We start from the raw sequence: 23,027 nt of genomic DNA, 5'->3' as shown, positions 1-23,027 counted from the left end.
GCGGCGATGACCCTTGGCGGCACGCACGCATCCGGCTCGGCACAGCGGGTGTTCCTGTTTCTTGAGGGACCGTCTTCGCCGCTTTTCATGAAGATCGCCGACCGGCTGGAGCGCACGGGACACACCTGCCTCCGGGTCAACCTCAATATCGGCGACCGGATCTTCTGGCGCCGGCGCGGCGGATACGCGTTTCGCGGCTGCCCGGAGGCGTGGTCCGGCTGGATCGCCGATTTTCTGACGCGCCACCGCGTGACCGATCTCATCCTTCTCGGCGAGGAGCGCCCCTACCACCGCGTCGCGACGGAGGCTGCGAAGCGGCTCTCGATCGACATCTACGTGATAGAGATGGGATATCTTCGCCCGGACTGGCTGACGCTCGAACGCGACGGCATGTCGACCAACTCGCACTTTCCGGATGATCCCGATCACATCCTGCGGGCAGCCCGCGACGTACCCGAACCCGACTGGACGCGGCGATATACCCAGTCGTTTCTGACGGAAGCCGCCTACGATCTTCTCTACAATCTGCCCAACGCGTTTCTGTGGTTCCTCTACCCGCATTATCGCCGCCACGCGCTCTACCATCCGCTGGTGGAATATGGTGGGTGGATCCTCAGGCTCGTTCAGGAGAAGCGGCGCATGCGGGAAGCGCAGGCGACGATCTCGGCCCTTGAGGCGGGACACGGGCCATTGTTCGTCTTTCCCCTGCAGTTGCAGACAGACTTTCAGCTTCGGGCGCATTCGCCCTATCACGACCAGCAGCAGGCAATCGACGAGGTCCTCACCTCGTTTTCGCGTTTCGCGGCACCCGACGCACGGCTTGTGGTGAAGATTCATCCGCTCGACAACGGCCTTGTCAACTGGGCCGGAACGATCGCACGGAAGGCTGCGGCGCTCGGGCTCGGTTCCCGCGTATCGTTTCTCGATGGCGGAGATCTCGCCGCGCTGATCGGCCTCAGCGCCGGCATCGTGACCGTCAATTCCACCGTCGGGCTGCATGCCCTTCAGCAACGCAAGCCGGTGAAAGTGCTGGGCGTCGCGATGTTCGACATCGACAGGCTTACGGATCAACAGCCGCTCGATGCCTTCTGGCACACGCCGCACCTGCCGGATGCCGACGTCTGCACGGCCTTTTTCCGGCTCGTCGCGGCCGCCATCCAGGTTCGGGGAAATTTCTATTCGAAGGCCGGGACAGATGCCGGTGCGGAGGCCATCGCTGCACGTCTTCTCGCGCGCGATGTCAACGAGCCCGATGCCTTCGTAGATCCACCGCCGCGCAAGCGCCCGGTCAAACGACCGCGACCGTAACCGTCACGCGACGCCAGCGCGCAGCAGGTCATGAATGTGCAGGATGCCAACCGGCGTCTCGGTTTCATCGACCAGGAAAAGCACCGTGACCTTGCTCGACTGCATAACCTGCATGGCAGCACTGGCGAGAAGCTGCGGCGAGATCACACGCGGCTTGACCGACATGATCGCCTCGACCGTCTGTTGCAGAAGACCGTCCGACATATGCCTGCGCAAGTCGCCATCGGTGATGACGCCAGCCAGCTTGCCATCCGTATCGACCACGCCGACCACGCCGAAGCCCTTGGAGGACATCTCGATCAGCGCCTGCCCCATCTGCGCGCCGAGCGGCAGGATAGGCATGGCGTCACCGCGATGGGCGAGTTCGCCGACGAGGAGGAGTTGCGCGCCGAGCTTGCCGCCGGGATGGAAGGTCTTGAAATCCTCGGGCGAGAAGCCGCGGCGCTCCAGAAGTGCTATCGCCAGCGCATCGCCGACGGCCAGTTGCAGAAGCGCCGAGGTGGTCGGCGCCAGTCCGTGCGGGCAGGCTTCATTGACCTTCGGAATGACGATCGGCACGGTGGAATGGCGGGCGAGCAGGCTGTCCTGGTTCGACGTCAACGAGATTACCGGCACCTTGAAGCGCTGGGCATAGGCCAGCATATTGCCGAGCTCCACCGTTTCCCCCGACCAGGAAAGCAGGATGACCAGATCATCGGAGGTGATCATGCCCAGATCGCCGTGGCTGGCTTCCGTCGGATGCACGAAATAGGCAGATGTGCCCGTAGAAGCCATGGTTGCCGCGATCTTGCGGCCGATATGACCGCTCTTGCCGACACCCGACACAACGACGCGACCGTTGCGATCGGCAATCAGCTTCACGGCATCGGCGAGATTGCGCGCGAAGACGGCATCATTGGCAAAGCTGGTGGCGAGTGCATTGACGCCGTCAACCGTGGTGGCAAGCGAGCGTCCGATGGAGTCGAGAATCGCGCTGTCCTCGGTCAGGATGTCCTCGGTCAGGCTGGCATCGATCGATCTAAGGCTCATTGTGTCTCTCCCGGCAATCTCAACGCGGGTTACTCCCTGCGCGGGGAAAGATCAACGCGTAAACCTCAACGTACCAAGTCAGCCGCATAGCTGAGTCTCGGTAAAAGCGCCCCTGTACGGCGCCTTGCAAAAAGCTCAGCTGACGCGCTGGACCGCCGTTTCGTCCGGCAGCGCCACGCGGTGCTTTTCGGGATTGGCGATAAAATCCTCGAGCGTCATCGAATCCAGAATATCGGCCATCGCATCCCGCACGGTGGTCATCGAACGGCGGACTTCGCATGTATCGGGATCGTTGCAATCGTCGCAGACCTCGTAGGCCGTGCGGCTGGCACAGCGGATCGGCGCCAGCGGACCGTCCAGCGTGCGAACCACCTGCCCGATGCGGATCTGGGCTGCGGGACGCGACAGCGAATAGCCGCCACCCGGCCCCTTTTTCGACTTGAGGAAGCCGGCATTGCGCAGTTCGAGCAGGATCGCGTCGAGAAACTTCTTCGGAATATTGTTGCGGGTCGCAATTTCGGTGATGAACGCCGTTTCACCCGGATCCAGATGCGCCAGATCGACCAGCGCCTTCAATCCGTACTTGCCCTTTTTCGTCAACATTCCGCTTGCTCGTTCTGAGAGGCTACGCCCGACAATTCAGGCGTGCTGCTACGCCACACTATCACGTTTGGCGCATTCCAGACATAGGCGGCATGCCTCATAGCGAGGTTTTTACCGGGAAAGCCGAACAAGACCACCGTTGCGAGCAGCAGCTTCTATCAGGCTGCCAGTTCCGCCCATCGGCCGGGCCGTGCCCCGGCGCCCGCGAGATGGGCGACCACGGCGTGCCGTGCAGCATCCGCCGTGTCGAAGCGCTGCGCATCCAGCTCCCAGACATGATACTTCACGGCAACGAACTTCAGTGTGCCGGCGTCGGGGACGACGACGCCAACGGCTTCGCCGTTGATCTCGATAACCTGCCGGTCGGCATGCGCATTCGCGTTGACGGTGTTCTTTTCCATAGTGAACGCTCCTTCCGCGCCAAAGGCGGGAGTGTCTGTCAGTTTCGCAAGTCTCGATGGTTTACGCCGGGGTCACATTCGCGAAAGCGAACACATCCACCGGTCTGCCACTGCTTTACGACACAGGGAACGAGAGCCGCGGACGAAAGCGGTACGGTCAATGTCGAACATGCCTTCTCCTCTGGCTCGACCCGCAGAGCGGGCTTTCTGGAACAGTCCGCCGACCTTGGTCGCTGCGGATGGTCAGAAACTAGTGCAGTCTACATTCGAAGTCAATTACAAAATCTACCGAGGCGCAATCTCATTCCAAAAATACTCTTCTGCGCGCCATTATCGATAGTCTCATTCCGTATTTCGACATTATTCGAAAATTTATGCTGATTCGAGAAGCCGAGCGGCCCTTCCCTCCCGGCGATAGGAATCTAAGGTCTTTCTTTCACGAAAAAAGGGCGGCCCTATCAGCCGCCCTGTGAAATTTTCATGACATCTTAGTGCCGGAGAACCGGTATTCTCAGCCTTTGACCGGCTCGCCCGGGGCGCCGGCCGCGCGGGCCGTTTCCCGGTCCTTCCACCAGCGGCTGAGGAACAGCAGGATCGGGCCGCCGATATAGATCGACGACGTCGTCGCAACGATGACGCCGAAGATCATCGGCCAGGCGAAGCTCTTCACCGCGTCGCCACCCCAGATAGCCATGGGCACCAGCGAGAAGGCCGTCGCCATGGAGGTGAAGATGCATCGTGCGAGAACCTGATTGATCGACATGTCGATCAGATCGGCGAACGGCATCGACTTGTACTTGCGCAGGTTCTCTCGCATGCGGTCGTAGACCACGACCTTGTCGTTGACGGAGTAGCCGATCATCGTCAACACCGCGGCGATGGCCGTGAGGTTGAAGTCGATGCCCGTCAGCGCGAAGAAGCCGATGGTCTTGGTGATGTCGAGCAGCAGAACCGCAATGGCGCCCACGGCAAAGTGCCATTCGAACCGCCACCAGATGTAGATCAGGATGGCGAGCATGGCGAGCGACACGGCCAGGAAGCCGGACCGTGCAAGCTCGGCACTGATCGTCGGACCCACCACTTCGGTGCGCTCGAACGAGGCATCCGGGATGGTGCTGGCAACGGCGCCCTTGATGGCGTTCAGCGCCACCGTCTGTTCCTGCTCGCCGCCCGGCTGGCGCTGGACGCGGATGAGAACCGACGTGCCCTGCCCGAATTCCTGCAACGCGACTTCGCCAAGGTTCAGGCCTTCGAGGTTTTCTCGCAGCTTGGGCAGGTCGAGCGTCGTCTTCGACGTGGTTTCCACCTGGATACCGCCGACGAAATCGATGCCGTAATTGAGGCCCGGCGTGAAGAACAGAATGATGGAGCTGATGGAGAGGAAGGCCGACGTGGCGATGGCGATGTAGCGGCCGCGCATGAAGGAGAAAGACGGGAGATGCCGGACTTTGCCGAACAGCGAGGGGATGTCGAGCTTCTTCATCTTCCGGCGCACCACCACTTCCCGCATCATCAGGCGGACGACGGTGATGGAAGTGAACATGGAGATGACGATACCGAGCATCATGGTGACGGCGAAGCCGCGCACCGGGCCGGAGCCGAAGGCAAACAGCAGCACGGTGCCCGAGAGCGTCGTGACGTTGCTGTCGATGATGGTGGCATAGGCCTTGTTGAAGCCGATATCGAGCGCCTTCATGGCACCGGCACCGGCTGCGGTTTCTTCCCGGATACGGGCGTTGATGAGGATGTTGGCATCCACCGCCATGCCGATGCCGAGAATGATACCGGCGATCCCGGGTAGCGTCAGCGTGGAACCGAGCATGCCGAGCACGCCAATCGTGAGGATCGTGTGCAGCAGCAGGCCGATATTGGCGATCATGCCCCAGGACCCGTAGAGCACCACCATCAGCGCAACGACGAGGATGAAGCCGGCGACGCCTGTGTAGATGCCCATGCGGATGGAGTCGGAGCCGAGGTTCGGGCCGACGGAGCGTTCCTCGATGATGGTGAGCGGCGCCGGCAGCGCGCCGGAGCGCAGGAGCGCCGAAAGGACGGTCGCTTCCTGGGCGGTGAAATTGCCCGAGATCTGGCCCTGTCCGCCGAGGATCGGCTCGCGGATCACAGGCGCCGTCAGCACCTTGCCGTCGAGCACGATGGCGAAGGGTTTGCCAACATTGTCGCGCGTGATTTCGGCGAACTGGCGTGCGCCCTGCGCGTCGAAGGAGAAGGAGACGATCGGCTCGTTGGTCTGCTGGTTGAAGCCGGCCTTGGCGTCAGCAAGGCGCTCGCCGGAAATGGCGACGCGGGTTTCGACCGCATACTTCGCCGGGTCGTTGGCACCGACGAGAATATCGACGCCGCGCGGCGCGACACCGTTCGGATCGACCGTCTGATCGACCATGTGGAAGCTCATCTGGGCGGTGGAGCCGAGCAGCTGGCGCAGGCGCGTGGGGTCCTGGAGACCTGGCAGCTGGACCAGGATGCGATCCGAGCCGACGCGCTGGATGAGCGGTTCGGCGACGCCGACCTGGTCGACGCGGCGGCGGATGATCTCGAGGCTCTGATCGACGGCGGCCGTCATGCGCTCGTCGAGGCCGGCCTGGGTCAACCGCACGGTGATGGCAGCATCCGCGCTGGTGATGTCGATGTCGGATGCAGCCGTACCGAAGCCCAATGGGCTTGCCGGTGCAGCGAGCGCGTTGATTTTCGGCAGCACACGTTCCCGTGCGGCTGCATCGGCAATCGTCACGACGATAGCGTCACCGGCGATGCGGGCGGAGGAGACGGGCACGCGCTCCGTGCGCAGCACGCCGCGAATATCATCGAGAAGCGTGTTCAGCCGGGCCTGCCGCAGGCCGGCGGCATCGACTTCGAGCACAAGATGGGAACCGCCCTTAAGGTCGAGGCCGAGGGTCACCGGCTTGACCGGGAGGTAGGCGGCATAACGCTGCTGCGTTTCCACCGAGAGAACGTTGGGAAGCGCCGCGATGATCCCGAAGAGGGTGATCGCGACATAGGCCAGAATGGCCCATTTCGATGTGCGCATGAAGGGTTTCCAATATCGTCCGCCCTGAAGCCCTGATGGGTTCGGCGGGTCGTGAAGGCAAAGGGTATGACGCGCAAGGCGCCGGCGCGTCAGCGGCCGAACGGCATCGGAGCCGGTGGCGCCCGGGCCTCGGCGGCCTCCGAAATACCGCCGTCAAGAAGATGGCTGCGGCTTGAAGGGGCGTTGACGGTGACCGGATGGAGAAGCGCTAGTGCGCTGAAGATGGGGAGGAAGAACGGGTCGGAACCGCCGGGAACGGGCTTTGCGTCCACGCGTTCGGCGGTGAACCGGATGTCTGCCGGCTGGGCCGCCCGCAAAGCCTGACGGGAGAGCGCGGTATCGGCGGCGCGGTCATCCCTGTTCTCACGATCGGAGACATCGCCGGGTCGCAGGGATGCGCCGGTTCCCGACGCGACGATCTGGGCAGAGGCGACGAGCGGCATCGCCAGCACGGCGGCAAACAGCCACAACAGCGCCAGAAGCCTGGTCGAGGCTCCCCACACTGCCCGGCGCCAATCCGGGCGGCCCTGTCGCCATGGCTGGCGGCGGCTTGTTCTGCCGATCCCGTCGTTCACGGGCCTGTCCTTCCCTGCGGATCGCGTCCGGCGCTTGTTCAACGTGGTCGCGTCCGGCGCTCCGTTGATTTGGTCGCGGCCCGGCGCTTCGTTGATTTGGTCGCGTCCCGGCGCTCCGTCGATGCGGGCCTTACAACCATTCCCGGCAACCAAAGTCAAATCACGCTCTATCCTTAGAGATGGCCGGAAGGCCAAGGACGACGTTCGCAGCCTCAGCCGGCGCTGCGAAAGATTGGACAGACGAGCCCGGTCGGACCGACTTCGCATGGTACGCACAGCGCGTCACCCTCGAAGGTCTGCACCGTGCAGCCTGCCGCCTCAAGCGCGGCCTGCGTTTTCGGATAGCCTGACAGCATCACAAGTTCGCCCGGCTTCAGCGCGAGAACCTGGAGACTGGCACCGTTGCTGGCATGGAACTCGTCGGCCGGGGCCTCGATCAGGCTGATGCCCCATTCCTGAAGGATCTGATAGAGCGCGACGGGCAGAAGCAGCGCGAAAACCAGCGCCAGATCGCGCCGCAAGGGGCTGACGATCGAGGACAGGTGGAAACAGGCGTCGTCGCCGTTCCAGAGCGGCAGGTCGTAGCTGAGGGCATCGATGCCTTGTGCGGAAAGAATCGCCGCGAGCTGGGCAATGCCTTCGTCATTGGTGCGCAATCCGCGGCCGATGAGCAATGTTTCCGCATCCAGCCAGATGACATCACCGCCCTCGACCGTGCCAAAACCGTCGATGCGGCCGAGAATCGGAATGCCGGCCTTCTTGCAGGCGGCTTCATGCAGCGCGACTTCCTTACGTCGCTCGGCCTTGCCCGGCCGCAGGAGGACCGCGCCATGCGGCGTCATCAAGAGCGGATCCTGCGTGAACATCGCATCGGCGAGACGATCGCCTCTGTCCTCGATCCAGAGGATCTCGGCACCGGATTGCTCCACGAGGTTTGCAAAGTTGCCATATTGCCGGATGGCTTTTTCAGCGTCGAAAGCCGCACCATAATGCCATGTCGCGGCGTCGGCATCGATGAGGCTCTTTGCCGGGCGGCGCATCAGAACGCGCTTGAGGGGGGCCGACATATCCCGAACGCCGTATTCCGCCATGGTCTCTCCTGTCCGGGCACAGCACCCGACAGTGCAGCATGCATCATATGGCGCATCATAGGCAGGATATGGACGGCAGCAAGGCCGACGAAAAAGGGCCGCAGGACGGGACGATCCTGCGGCTTAAAATCGGGACAGTCTATCAGGCGACACCGCAAGCACGGTGTCGATGGATGACCATAGCCCGACGGCCATCAGCATCGGCTTAAGCGGTTCGGGACAATTTTACCAATCGCGGCATTTCCATCCCCTAGCCTTTCGCTTCTACAGCGTTGTTTTATCCTGAACGCGATTCCGAATTAAGGAATCATGCAGTAGGCTGCAGCTTCGCTCAAGATTGCGACGATATCTCTTGGCACATGCCGGCGGGCATGTGGCATCCAGCATGTCCGCACCCATGCGGATCCCCGATCCGCCCGTCGGCATTCCCCTCCCTCCTCATCGTCAAGAGCTGGCATGCATCGTCAGCCAGGGGATCATTTTCCCCTTGCCTCGGTTCAAGTGTCGGGCGACATGCGTTACGACCGTGCCGGTCGTTTCGGCGGATGGCGAGAAGGATGGTAGGGATGAAGACGGCGGCAGAATGCCAATCGATGGCGGATATCCGGACGGAGATCGACCGGCTCGACGAGACCCTCATGCAGCTTCTGGCAGAACGCTGGAGCTATATCGGCAGGGCGGGCGAGATCAAGACGAAGGCAGGCCTGCCCGCCGACATCCCAAGCCGCGTCGATGAGGTCCGCGCCAATGTCCGCCGCCACGCCGCAGATCTCGGCCTCGATCCTGCATTCTACGATGCGATCTGGGCGCAGCTGATCCGCCACAGCATCCTGCGGGAGGAAAAGATTCTCGCGCCGCAGGCCCCCCATTCAGGGACCTGACCCGAACTTGATCCCCTCCGGTGCATTCCGGGATCAGAGGGCAGCGATATAGCTCGCGAGCCTGTCGGCTGCGGTGCGGATGTGCAGCGGATCGCGCAGGAAACAGGCGCGCATGAAGCCCTCGCGCCCGGCACCGAACGCCGTGCCGGGGGCGAGGCCGACCAGCGTCCGATCAACGATATCGAGCGCTGCCGCGCGCACATCGGTGATGCCGTCGATCTTCAGGAAGGCATAGATCGCGCCATCCGGGCGCAGCGTCTCCACGCGGTTCGTCGCGATCAGGGCGTCGCAGAGGATATCCCGCGACATCGTTGCTTTGACAACGTTCTGGCGAGCGAATTCGTCGCCGTGATCGAGCGCCGCGCAGGCGCCGGCCTGGATGAAAGGTGCAACGCCGGAGGTGGAATACTGGATGAGGTTCTCGAGGGCCTGTCCGATCTCCGCCGGGGCGACGATCCATCCTGCCCGCCAGCCGGTCATCGACCAGTTCTTGGAAAAGGAATTGACGAAGATGATCCGGTCCTCATCCTCCATCACATCGAGGAAGGAGGGCGCGCGGGCATCGGCGTAGAAATAGAGCGCGTAGATTTCGTCGGCGATGATCCACAGCCCATGACGTCGGGCCAATTCGAGAAGGGCGACCAGATCGGACTGCGTCGCCGTCCAGCCGGTCGGGTTCGATGGCGTATTGACGAAGAGCGCCCGGGTCCGCGGGGTGATCGCCGCCTCGATGCGGCCAAGGTCCAGCTGCCACTTGCCATCTATGAACGACAGCGGCACGCCGATCGCGCGGGCGCCCGAAAGTTCGGCGGAAGCGGCAAAATTGGGCCAGGCCGGCGTGAGATAGAGAAGCTCGTCACCCGGCGAAGCAACGGCCTCGACCGAGAGCTTGATCGACTGCATGCCGGACCCAGTGACGAAGACATTGTCCATGCCGAGCGTCTTGTGAAAGTGCCGGTCGTAATAGCGGACGATCGCCTGGCGAAGCTGCGGAATGCCGCGCTGCCAGGTGTAGAAGGTCTCGCCCGCCGTCAGCGATTCCCGTGCGGCCTGCGAGATGAAATCCGGCGTCGGCAGATCGCCCTCCCCCACCCAGAGCGGAATGAGCCCTTCGCGACCGCGCGCATAGTTCACGACCTCGACGATGCCGCTTTGCGGCGCGGCGAGCGCCCGGGCGCTGAGGCCGGGTGCGGCAGGATCGGAAGGCTGGGTAAGCGACGAGGACGAATATGACGACATGGCTGGCTGCGGTCCGGTTGACGACGACCCCGACGTCCTAGACCCTTTCGACCGGACGATCACGCGATAATCGCTCGCCGTCCGATCGATTTTCGTGATGGATCGCGTCAGGCGCGCGGTGTGCGCAGCAGATCGCGGATTTCGGTGAGCAGCTGGACGTCGGCCGGTGGCGGTGCCGGATCTTCCTTGCCCTCACGCTTGTCGCGCTCGACGGAAGCCCGCAGCTTGTTCACGCCTTTGATCATCATGAAGATGATCCAGGCGAGGATGAGGAAGTTGATGAAGACGGTGATGAAATTGCCATAGGCGAAGATGGCGCCCTGCTCGCGCGCCTGCGCCAGCGTCGTCGCCGTCACATTGCCGCTCAAGACAAGGAAGTAGTTGGAGAAATCGAAGCCGCCGCCCGTCAGTGCGCCGACGATCGGCATGACGAGGTCGTTGACGACGCTGTCGACGATCTTGCTGAAGGCTGCGCCGATGATGACACCGACGGCCAGATCCATCACGTTGCCGCGGGCGATAAATTGCTTGAACTCGTTCAACATCCCAACTCTCCTTTGACGTGCACCGGACGCACCGGACCCCATATTCAACCTATCGTCCTGCGGGAGAAAGGAAAGCCGCAACGACACGCTTTCGTGATCCCCGCCTTTCCAAACTCGCGCGAAGCTTCGACTTAAGGCGAAAGCCAAGGCAATGTTCTTGGACGAACCTTTGGCCTATGCTCGCCATCGAGGAACGCAGCCGAGGGAGGAATCTGATGCTATCCGGCACGGTCATCTTCGCGGCCGCATTCATCTATCTGCTGCTGCTTTTTGCCGTTGCCACTTATGGCGACAGGAAGGCGGCATCCAGCGGCCTTGCCGCCCGTGGCCGCCCCCTGGTCTACGCCTTCAGCCTGGCGATCTACTGCACGAGCTGGACCTATTTCGGCGGCATCGGCCTTGCGGCAGAGCGGGGATTGGAATTCACCGGCATCTATATCGGCCCGATCCTGATGTTCACGGTGGGGCTGCCGATCATCCGTCGCATCACCACGCTTGCCAAATCGCAGAAGCTGACATCCGTCGCCGATTTCATGGCGGCGCGCTACGGCAAGAACCCGACGGTTGCCGGCATCGTAGCGCTGATTTCGCTGGTCGGCGCCATTCCCTATATCGCCTTGCAGCTGAAGGCCGTGTCCAGCTCCATGGCCGCGCTGGTCGACACGCGGTCCTACGGGCTCGACGGCGGAACGGCGTTCATCGACCTGCCGTTGCTCGTCACGCTGTTTCTCGCCTGCTTTGCCATCGTCTTCGGCACCCGCCACACGGATGCGACGGAGCATCAGGACGGGCTGATCCTCGCCATCGCCATGGAATCCTTCGTCAAGCTCGTGGCGCTGGTCACCGTCGGGCTCTACGTCGTCTTCTTCCTGTTCGATGGCCCGGCCGACATGCTGGCCCGCGCCCGGGAAAACAGCGCCGTCATGGAGGCCCTGACCTACAGGACGCCGATGGCGCGCTGGATCGTGTTGACCGTTCTCTCGGCCATCGCCATCATCATGCTGCCGCGGCAGTTTCATGTGACGGTGGTGGAGAACCGGACGCCGGGCGAGTTGCGGATGGCGGGCATTCTCTTCCCGCTCTATCTCGTCGGCATCAATCTCTTCGTCCTGCCGGTCGCCATCGCCGGCATGCTGACGTTTCAGGGGAACGGCGTTGCCGATCTTTACCTCCTGACGCTGCCGCTGTCGCACGATCTGCCGGTTCTCACGCTCGTTGCCTTCATCGGCGGCTTTTCGGCGGCCACCGCCATGGTCATCGTCGCCTCCGTCGCGCTGTCCATCATGCTGTCGAACGACATCGTCATGCCGATCTTCCTGCGGCGAAACCTGACCGGGCGCGGACGCTCGAAGGATGTCGGCGCCACGCTGCTGAACGTTCGCCGGACGGCCATCTTCGCGGTGCTGCTGCTCGGCTACGGCTATTATCGCGCAGCCGATATGACGGCCGGCCTCGCCTCGCTCGGCCTCCTGTCCTTCGCCGCCATCGCGCAGATGGCGCCGGCCATGTTCGGCGGACTCGTATGGCGACAGGCGAATGCGCGCGGCGCCATTGCCGGCATGACCATCGGCTTCTTCGTCTGGGCCTACCTGCTCTTCCTGCCGAGCCTCGGCGGCCCCGACAATTCGCAGGTCTCAGCCACCATTCTCGGCTTCCTGTTTCCCTTTGCCGACATGTTCACCGCGCAGACCGCCGATCCGCTGGTCAACGCCACGGCGCTCAGCCTGCTTTTCAACACCACGGCCTATGTGCTCTTCTCGCTGTCGCGGTCGCCGAAACCGCTGGAACGGCTGCAAGCCGGGCTCTTCATCCACCGGGCGTCGCGCACGGAGCGCGCCTTTCGCGGCCGCAAGACCAAGATCACCGTGCTCGATCTGAAGAGCACCATCGCGCGCTATCTGGGCGAGGAGCGCATGCAGCGGTCGTTCGAGACCTATGCGAAGAAGAGCGGGCGGCATCTCGAAGACACGCAGCCGGCCGACATGGCACTGATCCATTTCTCCGAGCAGATCCTCGGCAGCGCCATCGGCTCGTCTTCGGCCCGTCTCGTGCTGTCGCTGGTCCTGCAACGGCTGGACGATACCTCGCCGGATACCGCAATCCTGCTCGATCAGGCCAGCGAGGCGCTGCAATACAATCAGGATATGTTGCAGACGGCGCTCTCGCAGATGGATCAGGGCATCGCGGTCTTCGACAGCTCCAACCATCTGATCATCTGGAACCGCCGGTTCCGGCAGCTTCTCGACCTGCCGGAGGCTTCGGGACAGGTGGGCTTTCCGCTGTCGGAGATCGTCGCGATCCTGACGCAACGGGGCGACCGGGTGCGCGATGGCGAGCCGGCTTTGCTGACGAGCTTCCTCGTGCTCGACAAGCCGTTTCAGCTGGTGCTGTCGGGCGGCGAGCGGATCATCGAGGTGCGCAGCAATGCAATGCCGGACAAGGGGCTGGTGACGACCTATACCGACATTACCCAGCGCGTGGCAGCCGACATGGCGCTGCTGCAAGCCAACGAAACGCTGGAGGCGCGCGTCGCCGAGCGGACGGCGGAGCTGACGCGGGTGAACCGCGAGGTGGCGGAAGCGCGGGCTGCCGCCGAGGAGGCCAACAACGGCAAGACGCGTTTCTTTGCCGCGGCAGGCCACGACATCCTCCAGCCGCTGAATGCCGCCCGGCTCTATTCCTCCTCGCTGGTCGAACGGCTGGGCACGTCCGAGAACCGGCTTCTGGTTGAGAACATCGATTCCTCGCTCGAGTCCGTCGAAGCCATCCTCGGCGCCGTGCTCGATATTTCCCGGCTCGATACGGGGGCGATGAAGGCGCGGCTACAGACCGTGCCGCTCGACGATTTCCTGCGGCGCATCGAGACGGATTTCGCGCCCGTGGCAAAGGCGAACGGGCTGACGCTCACCGTCATGCCGACCTCGCTCAGCGTTCGCACCGACCCGAACCTGCTGCGACGGCTGGTGCAGAACCTCGTGTCGAACGCCGTGAAATACACGCCGAGCGGGCGGGTGCTGGTGGGGGTGCGACGTCGTGGCGATGAGGCCGTCATCGAGGTGATCGATTCCGGCATCGGCATTCCCGCCTCCAAATTCCGCACCGTCTTCAAGGAGTTCGCACGACTGGAGGAAGGTGCGCGGACGGCCTCCGGCCTCGGACTGGGCCTGTCGATCGTGGACCGCATCTCGCGCGTCCTGCATCACGCCGTCGATCTCCAGTCGATTCCCGGCAGGGGTACCCGTTTCCGGGTCACGCTGCCGATCGAGAAAGGCGCGGTACGGCCGGCAGGGGTGGCGGCGGACATTGCACAGCCGGGCCATACCGCATCGATGAACGGCCTAGCCGTGCTCTGCATCGACAACGAGCCGCGCATTCTCGAAGGCATGCGCAGCCTTCTGGAAAACTGGGGGTGCCGCGTGATGACCGCGGCATCGGGCGTCGGGTGGCTCTCAGAGGGTATGCACGACATGCCGGATGCGGTCATCGCCGATTATCATCTCGATGACGGCACGGGAATCGATGCGATCCGCGACCTCAGGGCCGCGTTCGGCCGCGAGATACCGGCACTCCTGATCACGGCGGACCGGTCGGTCGAGGCGCGCGCTGCGGCCGAGCGCGACGGGATCGCACTTCAGAACAAGCCCGTGCGGCCGGCCGCGCTACGGGCCTGGCTGACGCGTTCGGCGACGATGCCGAAGGCCGCTGCCGAATGATCACGCGCGGCGGCGTAACGAATACGCCGCGACAGTGCAGGAACTACGCCGCGACGGCGGTAACCTTGCCGAGTTGAATGACCGCCTGCGTGCGGCTATCGACGTTGAGCTTCAGAAGAATAGCCGAGACATGCGCCTTGATGGTCGCCTCGGATACGCCGAGTTCATAGGCGATCTGCTTGTTGAGCAGTCCTTCCGCCAGCATGGCCAGCACACGTGATTGCTGCGGCGTCAGCGTGTTCAGCCGCTGGATAAGGTCCGCCACGTCGGGCTCATGGCTCATGCCGCGCCGGAAACCGTCCGGCGTGTAGAGATTGCCGGCGATCACCGTATCGATCGCGCGCCGGATATCCTCGATGCCGGCCGACTTCGACAAGAAGCCGCAAGCGCCGAGATCGATCGACCGGGTGATGGTAGCCGGCTCGTCGTGGGCGGAGACGATGAGGATCGGCAAGGAGGGAAATTCCGTGCGCAGGACCATCAGGCCGGAAAAACCGCTGATGCCGGGCATGGTGAGGTCGAGCATCAGGAGATCGGCATCCGGGTGGCGCGCGGCGGCCTCGCGAACGGCACCGAAGTCACCAGCCTCGACGATATCCGGCGCACCCGGCATGGCGGCAAGCGCCTGACGCATCGCCCCGCGAAACAGCGGATGGTCGTCTGCAACGATGATGGTCATTCCCATTGCCATGATGCTCCCTCCTCGAGCGACCGTCCGTCAGGTCCTCCAACCCGTCAGCCGGCTTCATGCCTTATCGTCGGACATCGTCCGGAATCACGTCTTGCGGAGATCGCTCTCGGGCTCCGTTGCCGGCGGGGTTTTCTCCTCCCCCTGCCACTCGCGCCCGAAATCCCTAGCGATCCCCATGAAGCTGCGCAGCATTCTATCCATAATGCCCATGGTCTGGTCAATCTCTTCCTGCGTCGGCAGCCGAGGCGAGAAACCCGAAGGCGCGTCCTTCACGGCTTTTTCCAGTGTTTCCACGCGTTTTTCGAGAAGATCGAGTTCCAGGTCATAGGCCGTACGCTCATCGGCGGCCATGCGGCAGACAAGATCGCCAGCCTTTTCCTGGCAGAGCGTCACCTCGCCCGTCTGCGTATCCAGCCGGGCGATACCAGTCTCGGTCTTCTGCATGCTGTAGCGGCCGGGCACGGGCTCCTGCGCGAGGGCCGGAACAGCGCCCGCCAGCAGCGCGACGATGGCAAGGAGAGAGCTTTGCGACGAGAGGCGAGGGTTCGGCATAGCGACAAGTCTCCGTTCAGTGTCTGGTCGGGCGCGTCATGTGACACGCATGTTACACGAGTGGTGGACTTTTACGGCGCTTTGCGGCAAGTCCACGGCATCAAGGCCTATCCGGTCTGTCCGGCTCAGTCCCGCGCCTGTCACCGCCGTCTCGCCGACGGCGTCATGAAGGAAAAGGACGGCCAGAGGGCAAGCCCCGGAGCGTCCTGTCGCGCATGGCGGATCATCGAACCCCGCGCGCTCAGAAACGGATCAGAGCGACGAGGAGCAAGGATCATGTCCGGCATCATCTACAAAATCGTCCCATCGTCCCTGTGGCGAAACGCGCAGGAAGCCGGAACGTTCGACGGCGCGCCGGTCGATCTTGCCGACGGCTTCATTCACTTCTCCACGGCGGATCAGGTCGAGGAAACCGCGCGGCGGCACTTTGCCGGGCAGGACGACCTGCTGCTGGTCGCCATCGATGGCGAAGCGCTGGGTGAGGCGCTCGTTTACGAGACCTCGCGCGGCGGCGCACTGTTTCCCCACCTCTACGGCCCGCTTCCCCTGACCGCCGTGATCTCGGAACAGCCCCTGCCACTGTCGCCGGAAGGGGCGCATGTTTTTCCGGAGCTTGCCGCATGAGGATCAATCTGGAAGCGCTGGCGAGACGCGCGCTGTTTCTCGTGGATCCGGAAACGGCGCATGGGCTCTCCATCAACGCCCTGCGGTCCGGCCTCGTGCCGTCCCATGCGGCACCGGCCGATCCGCGGCTGCGCCAGTCGGTGGCTGGCATCAGCTTTCCCAACCCGGTCGGCATGGCTGCCGGCTACGACAAGAATGCCGAGGTGCCGGAAGCGCTGCTGCGCCTCGGCTTCGGTTTTACCGAAATCGGCACCGTGACGCCGCGCCCGCAGGCCGGCAACGACCGGCCGCGCATCTTCCGGCTCGTGCAAGACGAGGCCGTCATCAACCGGCTGGGCTTCAACAATGAGGGCCATGCCGCAGCGCTGGAGCGGCTGAAGGCCTGCCGGGCCGACCCGCTGATCGGCGTCAATATCGGCGCGAACAAGGATAGCACCGACCGGGTGAACGACTATGTGCTCGGCATTCGCTGCTTCGCATCGGTCGCGCGCTATTTCACCGCCAATATCTCCTCTCCCAACACGCCCGGCCTGCGTGATCTTCAGGCACGCGGCAGCCTGTCGGCCTTGCTGACGGCAGTGCTGGAGGCGCGAAATATCGAGGCCGCCAAGCTGAAGCGCAAGCTGCCGGTGTTCCTGAAGATCGCGCCGGACCTGAGCGACGAGGGTCTGGACGACATCGCTGCGGAAGCGCTCGCACACCCGCTCGACGGGCTGATCGTGTCCAACACGACGCTCTCGCGTAGCGGCCTGAGCGACGCGGCCCAGGCGGCGGAGGCGGGTGGTCTGTCCGGCAAGCCGCTTTTTGACCCCTCGACCGTCGTGCTTGCGAAAATGCGCCAGCGCGTCGGCCCCGACCTGCCAATCATCGGCGTCGGCGGCATTCATTCGGCCGAGACGGCCGCTGAGAAGATCCGGGCGGGCGCCGATCTCGTCCAGCTCTATTCCGGCATGATCTACGAAGGCCCCGCCCTGCCCGGCCGTATCGTGCGCGGCCTGTCGCGCATCTGCGACCGGGAGGGACTGGCGTCAATCCGCGATCTCAGGGATTCGCGAACGAACTACTGGGCCGCAAAGGTCTGAGCCGCTCGCCGGGGCACGCGCGACAAAAGCAGCAGGCCCCGGCAGAGCAGGAACAGGTTCAGCGCCGCCCAGAGGCCGTGATTGCCAAAGACCGGTACGAAGGCGCAGAGCGCCGCGATGTAGATCGCGAAGGCCACCAGCATCATGTTGCGCATGTCGCGTGACCACGTCGCGCCGATGAAGACACCGTCCATGAGGAATGCCAGCGCGCCCGTCATCGCGGTCAGCGCCGCCCAAGGCGTGTCGTTATACGCGACGGCGCGCACATCCGGCGCCGTGGTCAGGAGATCCACAAGGTCGTTTCCAAAGCGGAAGAAGCCGAGCGTGGTCAGCGCTGCAAGCCCGAAGGACCAGAGCGCCGTCATCTTCAGCGCGCGCTCGAAGGCCGGGCGATACGCCGCGCCGATGGCGCGGCCGATCAGCTGCTCGGCCGCATTGGCAAGGCCGTCGAGGTAATAGCCGGCGACGAGAAAGATGGTCATCAGCACGGCATTGGCCGCGAGCGTGACCGGGCCGAAAGCCGTGCCGACCCGCGTCATCACCAGAAAGACCGCGAGGAGCACGAAGGACCGGATCATGATGTCGCGGTTGAGCGCGAAGAGGCGCGTCAATCCTGCCCGCTCCACGATCTCGTGCCATGTCGGTCGCGCCGTGGCGTCGAAGCGGGAGACGACGAGCGCGAAGCCAACGAGGGCGCCCACAAGCTCGCCGGTCAGCGTGGCGATGGCGACGCCGGCCACGCCCCAGCCGATGTAAAGGCCAAGCGTGATCGACAGGACGATGTTGACGCCGTTGATCAGCGTCTGCAGGAGGAGGCCGAGCGTCGCCTGCCCGCGCCCGAGCACGTAGCCGAGAATGGCATAATTGGCGAGGGATGCGGGGGCGGCCAGAATGCGCCAGAGGAAGTAGGTGCGCGTGACCTCGGCCACGGCATCGCCGGGATCGAGCAGTTTGAGCCCAGCCCAGAGAAGGAACGGCGACAGAGCGATGGTCGCGACGCCGGCCGTCAGTGCGATGATCATCGACCGCCAGAACACCGTCTGCTCCTCGCGCCGGTCGCCGCGGCCATAGGCCTGCGCCACGAGCCCGGTCGTTGCCGAGCGGAGGAAGTTGAAGGTGACGAAGATGAGGTCGAAGACGACGGCCCCGACGGCAAGGCCCGCGAGCAGCGTGGCATCGCCGAGCCGCCCGACCACAGCGGTATCGACAAGGCCGAGAAGCGGCGTCGTGAGAAAGCCGAGCGTCATGGGGACGGCGATGGAGAGAATAAGCCTGTTGGTGACGTGGAAGGCGCCCGCCCCTTGCCGGTCAAGGCCGCTCGGGTCGCGATCAATACTGCCTGCCTGCATATGCTCGTCTCCCGACGTCATGCAGCGGCGTTTCCTCGGCCTCTCAAGTGCCGGAGGAGAGCACCATCGCCCAATAGGGCCGGTTGCCGGAGGCGGGGTTGCGCATGACGGCAACGCCCAGACCTGAATAGCCGGGTCCGAGCATGTTTTCGAGATGTTTCGGCGAGTTCAGCCAGGCAAGATAGGCCTTTTGCGCATCGGCCTGACCGACCGCGATGTTCTCGGCCGCCGGCAGGGAGACCGACTGGCTTTTCATGCGGCCGCCGAAGCTGTCCGTGATGCCGATCAGATGCGCCATCTTGCCCGCCTTCGCCATACGGCCGGCCTGGGAAAGGGCGGCGCTGGCCGCGGCCGGATCGCGCGACAGGGGGCTTAGGCCACGCTCCTTGCGCAGACCGTTGATCAGGCCGAGCGTCGCCTCGGTCTGATCGCTGCCGTCTCCGGACGGCGCCAGCACCGAGGTGGTGCTGCAGCCGGCAAGACCGGCCAGCGTGACAAGGGCCGCCGTCTTCAGGAGCGTGCGGCGGTTCTGCGTGGAGGAAACGGGCATATTATCGGCGGAAACTCAGGAGCCTGAGGACGATGAAGATCGGAATGACCACGGCGGCGCCGATCAGCAGATATTCGCCGACATCGCCCAGCGCATCGAAGCCGGTGTACCAGAGCTCGACGAAGAAATCGCGGATGCTGCGGAAGATGCCATAGGGCGTCCAGCCGAAAACGGTCATGAGGAAGCCGACGATCAGCGACAGGACCAGAAGCTTTACGATCACCCGGCCGGGCGTATCGCCAAGAAACCTGTTCACACCATCCGCCATGTCTATCCGTCTCCCTGGCTGTCTCACGCATCTGCGCCGGACTCAACCGTCCCTGCCCAGCATGTAGCGGTCACGGCCTTCTGTCGCAAGGATTGTGGGCGGAATCGCGGCGCAGCCAAGCAACCCTGCGAATTCCCTTTTCACGCATCCAGCGACAGCCTATGTCATCGCTCGCCGTCCGGCATCGGGCGCAGGAGCTCCGTCATGACCCCGCATCAACTGTCCTCCGGCGACCTTATCGCCGATCGGCGCGCCGAATATGCCCAGATGCTGGCGGCAGGCGGCGATCATGCGGAAGCGGCGGATCTGATGCGGCAGGCGTTGGAGCTCGTGCCCGACTGGGCGGCCGGCTGGTTTCGCCTTGCCGAGCACGAGGAGAAGGCCGGAGAGCGAGAAGCGGCCGTGGCATCGCTTGCCCGCGTGCTCGACCTCAATCCAGAGGACGTTTTCGGCGCCCGCCTGAAGCGTGCCGTCCTCGGTGCCGGCGAGGTGCCCGGACAGGCGTCCAGCGCCTATGTCGCGCGGCTGTTCGACGACTATGCGGACCGGTTCGATGCAGCTTTGGTGGAGCGGTTGGCATACACGGTGCCCAGGCGGCTGGCGGAGATGGTGGAACGCTTTACCGGCGGCGCAAAGCTTGGACGCGCCATCGACCTCGGCTGCGGCACCGGCCTGTTCGGCGCGGAAATCCGTCATCGGGTGGGCACGCTGGAGGGCTATGACCTCTCATCCAACATGCTGGCGAAAGCGGCCGAGAAGCATCTCTACGATCATCTCGGGGAAGCCGATCTTTCCAAGTCGCTTGCCGCCTCCGGTCTGATCGCTCCAGATCGCTGCGAATATCGCGCGGATCTTGCGGCAGCGGCGGACGTCCTGATGTATCTTGGCAATCTCGTGGCGGTCTTTGCCATCGTCCCGCATCTGTTGCAGACGAGAGGGCTTTTCGCCTTCTCCGTCGAGGACGCGGAGGACGGCGCGGGGAACAGCGCCGTCGAGGACGCGGAGGACGGCGCGGGGAACAGCGCCGTCGAGGGGTTCATCCTGCGCCCGTCGCTACGCTATGCGCATACGGAGACCTATGTCCGCAGACTCTGCGAGATGGCCGGACTTGAGGTGCTTGAGGTAACGCGCGCGACCATTCGCAAAGATGGCGCGCAGGACATCGCCGGCATTCTGTTTCTTTCGCGCAAGAGCCTCTGAACGGCGCTTTATTGCGAAGATGAGATAGGTCAGTATTCCTTACGTATTTACCTTGCAAAGCGCTTGGAAACGCCGATGATATCGGTGTTTCCAAGGCATGCGGCCGCGTGCGCTCGCGTCTTGGACAATCGCATCTTCTGACCCTCTCGGGCGCTACGCCTGTCGATACCGACCTCAACGCTTTTTCGGAGCGAATGCCATGTCCTTGATTTCGGCCCTGGGCTTCTGGAATACCAATGCGGCGCGCCATACGCCGATCGAGGATGTGCAAGGTGTCTTCACCGGCAGTGTCGTCTCGGCGCTTGGACTGTATATTCTTGCCAGTGCAGGGCTTCTCACGGGTAGCACTGCAGGGGTCGCCTTCCTCTTGCATTATGCGCTGAATGTGAACTTCGGCCTCGCTTTCTTCCTGCTCAACCTGCCGTTCTTCTATCTCTCGCTCAAGCAGCTGGGATGGGCCTTCACCATCAAGACCTTTATCGCCATCGGCCTGACATCCATCATTGCCGACATGCAGTCGCGCTTTTTCGTGATTTCGAGCATCCATCCGGCCTGGGCTGCCCTTCTCGGCGGGCTCCTGCTCGGCTATGGCCTGCTGGCGCTCTATCGCCACCGCGCCAGCCTTGGCGGCGTCGGCATTCTCGGGATCTATCTGCAAGAGCGTTTCGGCATCCGCGCTGGTCTCGTGCAGCTTGCCATTGATCTCTGCGTGCTCACCGCGGCCTTCTTCGTCACCCTTCCCTCGGTCGTCTTCTACTCCGTCCTCGGCGCTGTCGCTCTCAATCTCTTCGTAACGATCAACCATCGGTCCGATCGCTACATTGCCCTCTAAGCCGACGCCCCCTAGGCCGGCACTGCCGAACCGGCATCCTGTCAGCGTCACTTCATCGTATTGAAGCCTTCGATCCAGGCCTCGCGCTTTGCGCGGCTCGACCCTGCATAGGGGCAGGACCTGAGTGCCCTACCCTCGAAGGCGGCATTCCGTCCCTCGCATCGCATGCGTACCACGTCTTCCGGCGTCAGTGCCGGCTCAACGTCGTTGAGGTCGTCGGACGCCGGCGGCCTCTCCCTCTTTAGCCTCGCTTCGATGCTGCGTAACGCGGCAAGGACCGGTGCCGTCGCATCGGCGGTCCTTTCTCCTCTTTGTCCTGGCATGATGAAGGTCATCTGCGGTCTCCTCCTCCTGTTGATCCTCTTCCATCAGCGAAACATGAAATAAATTTTCCGCATCATGGGCCGGGCCGGACGCCGGTCTGGGGTGCCGCCTCGTCCATCGCCTTGCGGACAGTCTCGTGGATGTCGCCATCCTTGTCATTCTCATGGAGCGCCGCATTACCGCCGTCCATGCGTTCCAATTCGCGGTCGATCGTTGCGCGGTCGCCTTCTGCAGGATCCTGAAGGATCTTGTTGTCGGTCGGTGCCGTGTCTTTCTCGCCCATGATGCCATCCTTTCGTCGTCGCGAACATCGCTTTCTGTCAACGAGAAGAAACGAGCAGCCACATCGATGGTTCCTCGAACGGCTCCACACCTTTCCGTTTCCGCTGCAAAGCCGTATGCCTGTCTTTTACGGAGCGAGAGGCGGGACATGACGGCGGTTAGGGGAGCATTTACGGCACTGATCCAGTCGCGAGCGGAGCGGCATTCGCTGCTGGAGGATGCGCAGGGTATCGTGGCCGGCAGCATGCTGGCCGTCCTCGGCGTTGCGCTGCTGCAGGGCGCCGGTCTGTTCACCGGCGGCACGGCTGGCGCGGCGTTTCTGCTGCACTATGCGACAGGACTGTCCTTCGGGGCCTGCTTCTTCGCTATCAACCTGCCGTTTGCCTATCTCGCCTATCGCCGGCTGGGGGTTGCCTTCACGCTCAAGACCTTTGCGGCGATCGCGCTGACTGCCCTCCTCTCCGAGGTCGTGCCGGCGCAGCTCGGTCTTGCGCGCGTCGATCCGGTGGTGGGCGGCCTTTTCGGCGGGCTGGCCATCGGGGCGGGCATGCTGGCGCTGTTCCGGCACAGGGCCAGCCTTGGCGGCATCGGCATCCTCGCAGTCTATATCCAGGATCGCTTCGGTTTTCGGGCGGGCCTCGTGCAGCTCGGTTTCGATGCCGTGGTCCTCGCCTTCGCCGTCTTTCTGGCCAGCCCCTTCATCATTCTCTGCTCGGTTCTCGGCGCGCTGGTGCTCAACCTCACCATTGCCGTGAACCATCGCAAGGACCGCTATATCGCCTTCTGATCGCGAATGCCGCTGGCGCCTGGAAACAGCAGGCCTCGCGTTCTACATTCGTACC

At 63.5% G+C, this 23,027-nt stretch carries 22 protein-coding genes and 1 pseudogene; 8 read left to right on the top strand and 15 right to left on the bottom strand.

Going from position 1 to position 23,027, the window contains the following annotated elements; genetic code table 11:
* The first annotated feature begins 6 nt into the window (after positions 1–6).
* A pseudogene (locus GA0004734_RS05915) lies at positions 7–1,342 on the top strand (capsular biosynthesis protein).
* Here GA0004734_RS05915 and GA0004734_RS05910 read toward each other — a convergent pair.
* The 6 genes from GA0004734_RS05910 to GA0004734_RS05885 all read right to left on the bottom strand — a co-directional run bounded on the left by GA0004734_RS05910 (position 1,312) and on the right by GA0004734_RS05885 (position 8,053).
* Positions 1,312–2,337: a KpsF/GutQ family sugar-phosphate isomerase gene (locus GA0004734_RS05910; RefSeq protein WP_092932039.1), complete on the bottom strand. Its 1,026-nt coding sequence runs from the start codon at positions 2,335–2,337 to the stop codon at positions 1,312–1,314. The pseudogene GA0004734_RS05915 and the gene GA0004734_RS05910 sit on opposite strands and share 31 nt — an antisense overlap.
* A gap of 135 nt (positions 2,338–2,472) precedes the next feature.
* Positions 2,473–2,940, bottom strand: coding sequence for an RrF2 family transcriptional regulator (locus GA0004734_RS05905; RefSeq protein ID WP_092932037.1), 468 nt, complete (start codon positions 2,938–2,940; stop codon positions 2,473–2,475).
* 158 nt (positions 2,941–3,098) lie between these two features.
* Complete coding sequence (locus tag GA0004734_RS05900; protein ID WP_092932035.1) at positions 3,099–3,341, bottom strand: hypothetical protein; 243 nt, start codon at positions 3,339–3,341, stop codon at positions 3,099–3,101.
* Between the two features lie 511 nt (positions 3,342–3,852).
* On the bottom strand, positions 3,853–6,387 hold the full coding sequence (gene secD / locus GA0004734_RS05895) for a protein translocase subunit SecD (protein ID WP_092932033.1): 2,535 nt from the start codon (positions 6,385–6,387) through the stop codon (positions 3,853–3,855).
* Positions 6,388–6,476: 89 nt separating this feature from the next.
* Positions 6,477–6,962: a hypothetical protein gene (locus GA0004734_RS05890; RefSeq protein WP_139056236.1), complete on the bottom strand. Its 486-nt coding sequence runs from the start codon at positions 6,960–6,962 to the stop codon at positions 6,477–6,479.
* Positions 6,963–7,174: 212 nt separating this feature from the next.
* Entirely contained in the window at positions 7,175–8,053 is an 879-nt protein-coding gene (locus tag GA0004734_RS05885; RefSeq protein WP_092932029.1) for a dimethylarginine dimethylaminohydrolase family protein, read from the bottom strand.
* 566 nt (positions 8,054–8,619) lie between these two features.
* Here GA0004734_RS05885 and GA0004734_RS05880 point away from each other — a divergent pair.
* Positions 8,620–8,934, top strand: a complete 315-nt coding sequence (locus GA0004734_RS05880; RefSeq protein ID WP_092932027.1) for a chorismate mutase — start codon at positions 8,620–8,622, stop codon at positions 8,932–8,934.
* A 33-nt stretch (positions 8,935–8,967) separates the two neighbouring features.
* Here GA0004734_RS05880 and GA0004734_RS05875 read toward each other — a convergent pair whose 3' ends face one another.
* Positions 8,968–10,173: a pyridoxal phosphate-dependent aminotransferase gene (locus tag GA0004734_RS05875; protein ID WP_092932025.1), complete on the bottom strand. Its 1,206-nt coding sequence runs from the start codon at positions 10,171–10,173 to the stop codon at positions 8,968–8,970.
* A 107-nt stretch (positions 10,174–10,280) separates the two neighbouring features.
* Positions 10,281–10,718 (bottom strand): large conductance mechanosensitive channel protein MscL, encoded by a 438-nt coding sequence (gene mscL / locus GA0004734_RS05870; RefSeq protein ID WP_092932023.1) that lies wholly within the window; start codon positions 10,716–10,718, stop codon positions 10,281–10,283.
* Positions 10,719–10,933: 215 nt separating this feature from the next.
* Here mscL and GA0004734_RS05865 point away from each other — a divergent pair, with 215 nt between their 5' ends.
* On the top strand, positions 10,934–14,431 hold the full coding sequence (locus tag GA0004734_RS05865) for a hybrid sensor histidine kinase/response regulator (RefSeq protein ID WP_092935963.1): 3,498 nt from the start codon (positions 10,934–10,936) through the stop codon (positions 14,429–14,431).
* 43 nt (positions 14,432–14,474) lie between these two features.
* Here GA0004734_RS05865 and GA0004734_RS05860 read toward each other — a convergent pair whose 3' ends face one another.
* Positions 14,475–15,122, bottom strand: coding sequence for a response regulator transcription factor (locus GA0004734_RS05860; RefSeq protein WP_092932021.1), 648 nt, complete (start codon positions 15,120–15,122; stop codon positions 14,475–14,477).
* 84 nt (positions 15,123–15,206) lie between these two features.
* A complete protein-coding gene (locus GA0004734_RS05855) occupies positions 15,207–15,674 on the bottom strand; it encodes a hypothetical protein (RefSeq protein WP_092932019.1) in 468 nt (155 codons plus the stop codon).
* 273 nt (positions 15,675–15,947) lie between these two features.
* On the opposite strand from GA0004734_RS05855, the gene GA0004734_RS05850 reads away from it, so the two are divergent.
* On the top strand, positions 15,948–16,298 hold the full coding sequence (locus tag GA0004734_RS05850) for a DUF952 domain-containing protein (protein ID WP_092935961.1): 351 nt from the start codon (positions 15,948–15,950) through the stop codon (positions 16,296–16,298).
* Positions 16,295–17,380 carry a quinone-dependent dihydroorotate dehydrogenase gene (locus tag GA0004734_RS05845; RefSeq protein WP_092932017.1) on the top strand — a complete coding sequence of 362 codons (1,086 nt, stop codon included), beginning with the start codon at positions 16,295–16,297 and terminating at the stop codon, positions 17,378–17,380. Before GA0004734_RS05850 ends, GA0004734_RS05845 begins: the two co-directional genes overlap by 4 nt.
* Here GA0004734_RS05845 and GA0004734_RS05840 read toward each other — a convergent pair.
* The 3 genes from GA0004734_RS05840 to GA0004734_RS05830 are packed head-to-tail and all read right to left on the bottom strand — an operon-like array spanning position 17,359 to position 19,547.
* Positions 17,359–18,729 carry an MATE family efflux transporter gene (locus GA0004734_RS05840; protein ID WP_092935959.1) on the bottom strand — a complete coding sequence of 457 codons (1,371 nt, stop codon included), beginning with the start codon at positions 18,727–18,729 and terminating at the stop codon, positions 17,359–17,361. The genes GA0004734_RS05845 and GA0004734_RS05840 overlap by 22 nt on opposite strands.
* Before the next feature lie 43 nt (positions 18,730–18,772).
* Positions 18,773–19,279: a CAP domain-containing protein gene (locus GA0004734_RS05835; RefSeq protein ID WP_092932015.1), complete on the bottom strand. Its 507-nt coding sequence runs from the start codon at positions 19,277–19,279 to the stop codon at positions 18,773–18,775.
* Between the two features lies 1 nt (position 19,280).
* Positions 19,281–19,547, bottom strand: a complete 267-nt coding sequence (locus GA0004734_RS05830) for a DUF6460 domain-containing protein (protein ID WP_092932013.1) — start codon at positions 19,545–19,547, stop codon at positions 19,281–19,283.
* A gap of 204 nt (positions 19,548–19,751) precedes the next feature.
* Between GA0004734_RS05830 and GA0004734_RS05825 the strand changes: the two genes are divergently transcribed.
* Both GA0004734_RS05825 and GA0004734_RS05820 read left to right on the top strand, forming a co-directional pair.
* A complete protein-coding gene (locus tag GA0004734_RS05825) occupies positions 19,752–20,747 on the top strand; it encodes a class I SAM-dependent DNA methyltransferase (RefSeq protein ID WP_092932011.1) in 996 nt (331 codons plus the stop codon).
* Positions 20,748–20,946: 199 nt separating this feature from the next.
* Positions 20,947–21,579, top strand: coding sequence for a YitT family protein (locus GA0004734_RS05820; protein WP_092932009.1), 633 nt, complete (start codon positions 20,947–20,949; stop codon positions 21,577–21,579).
* 47 nt (positions 21,580–21,626) lie between these two features.
* On the opposite strand, the gene GA0004734_RS05815 is transcribed toward GA0004734_RS05820, so the two are convergent.
* Positions 21,627–21,914 carry an Rmf/CrpP family protein gene (locus GA0004734_RS05815; RefSeq protein WP_092932007.1) on the bottom strand — a complete coding sequence of 96 codons (288 nt, stop codon included), beginning with the start codon at positions 21,912–21,914 and terminating at the stop codon, positions 21,627–21,629.
* 62 nt (positions 21,915–21,976) lie between these two features.
* On the bottom strand, positions 21,977–22,186 hold the full coding sequence (locus GA0004734_RS05810) for a hypothetical protein (protein ID WP_092932005.1): 210 nt from the start codon (positions 22,184–22,186) through the stop codon (positions 21,977–21,979).
* A 147-nt stretch (positions 22,187–22,333) separates the two neighbouring features.
* On the opposite strand from GA0004734_RS05810, the gene GA0004734_RS05805 reads away from it, so the two are divergent.
* Positions 22,334–22,972, top strand: a complete 639-nt coding sequence (locus GA0004734_RS05805; RefSeq protein WP_092932003.1) for a YitT family protein — start codon at positions 22,334–22,336, stop codon at positions 22,970–22,972.
* Positions 22,973–23,027 lie beyond the last annotated feature (55 nt).

Origin of the sequence: Rhizobium sp. 9140, assembly GCF_900067135.1 — a bacterium.
In the GTDB taxonomy this organism is placed as follows: Bacteria; Pseudomonadota; Alphaproteobacteria; order Rhizobiales; family Rhizobiaceae; genus Ferranicluibacter.
This window is presented reverse-complemented; position numbering and strand designations above follow the sequence as displayed.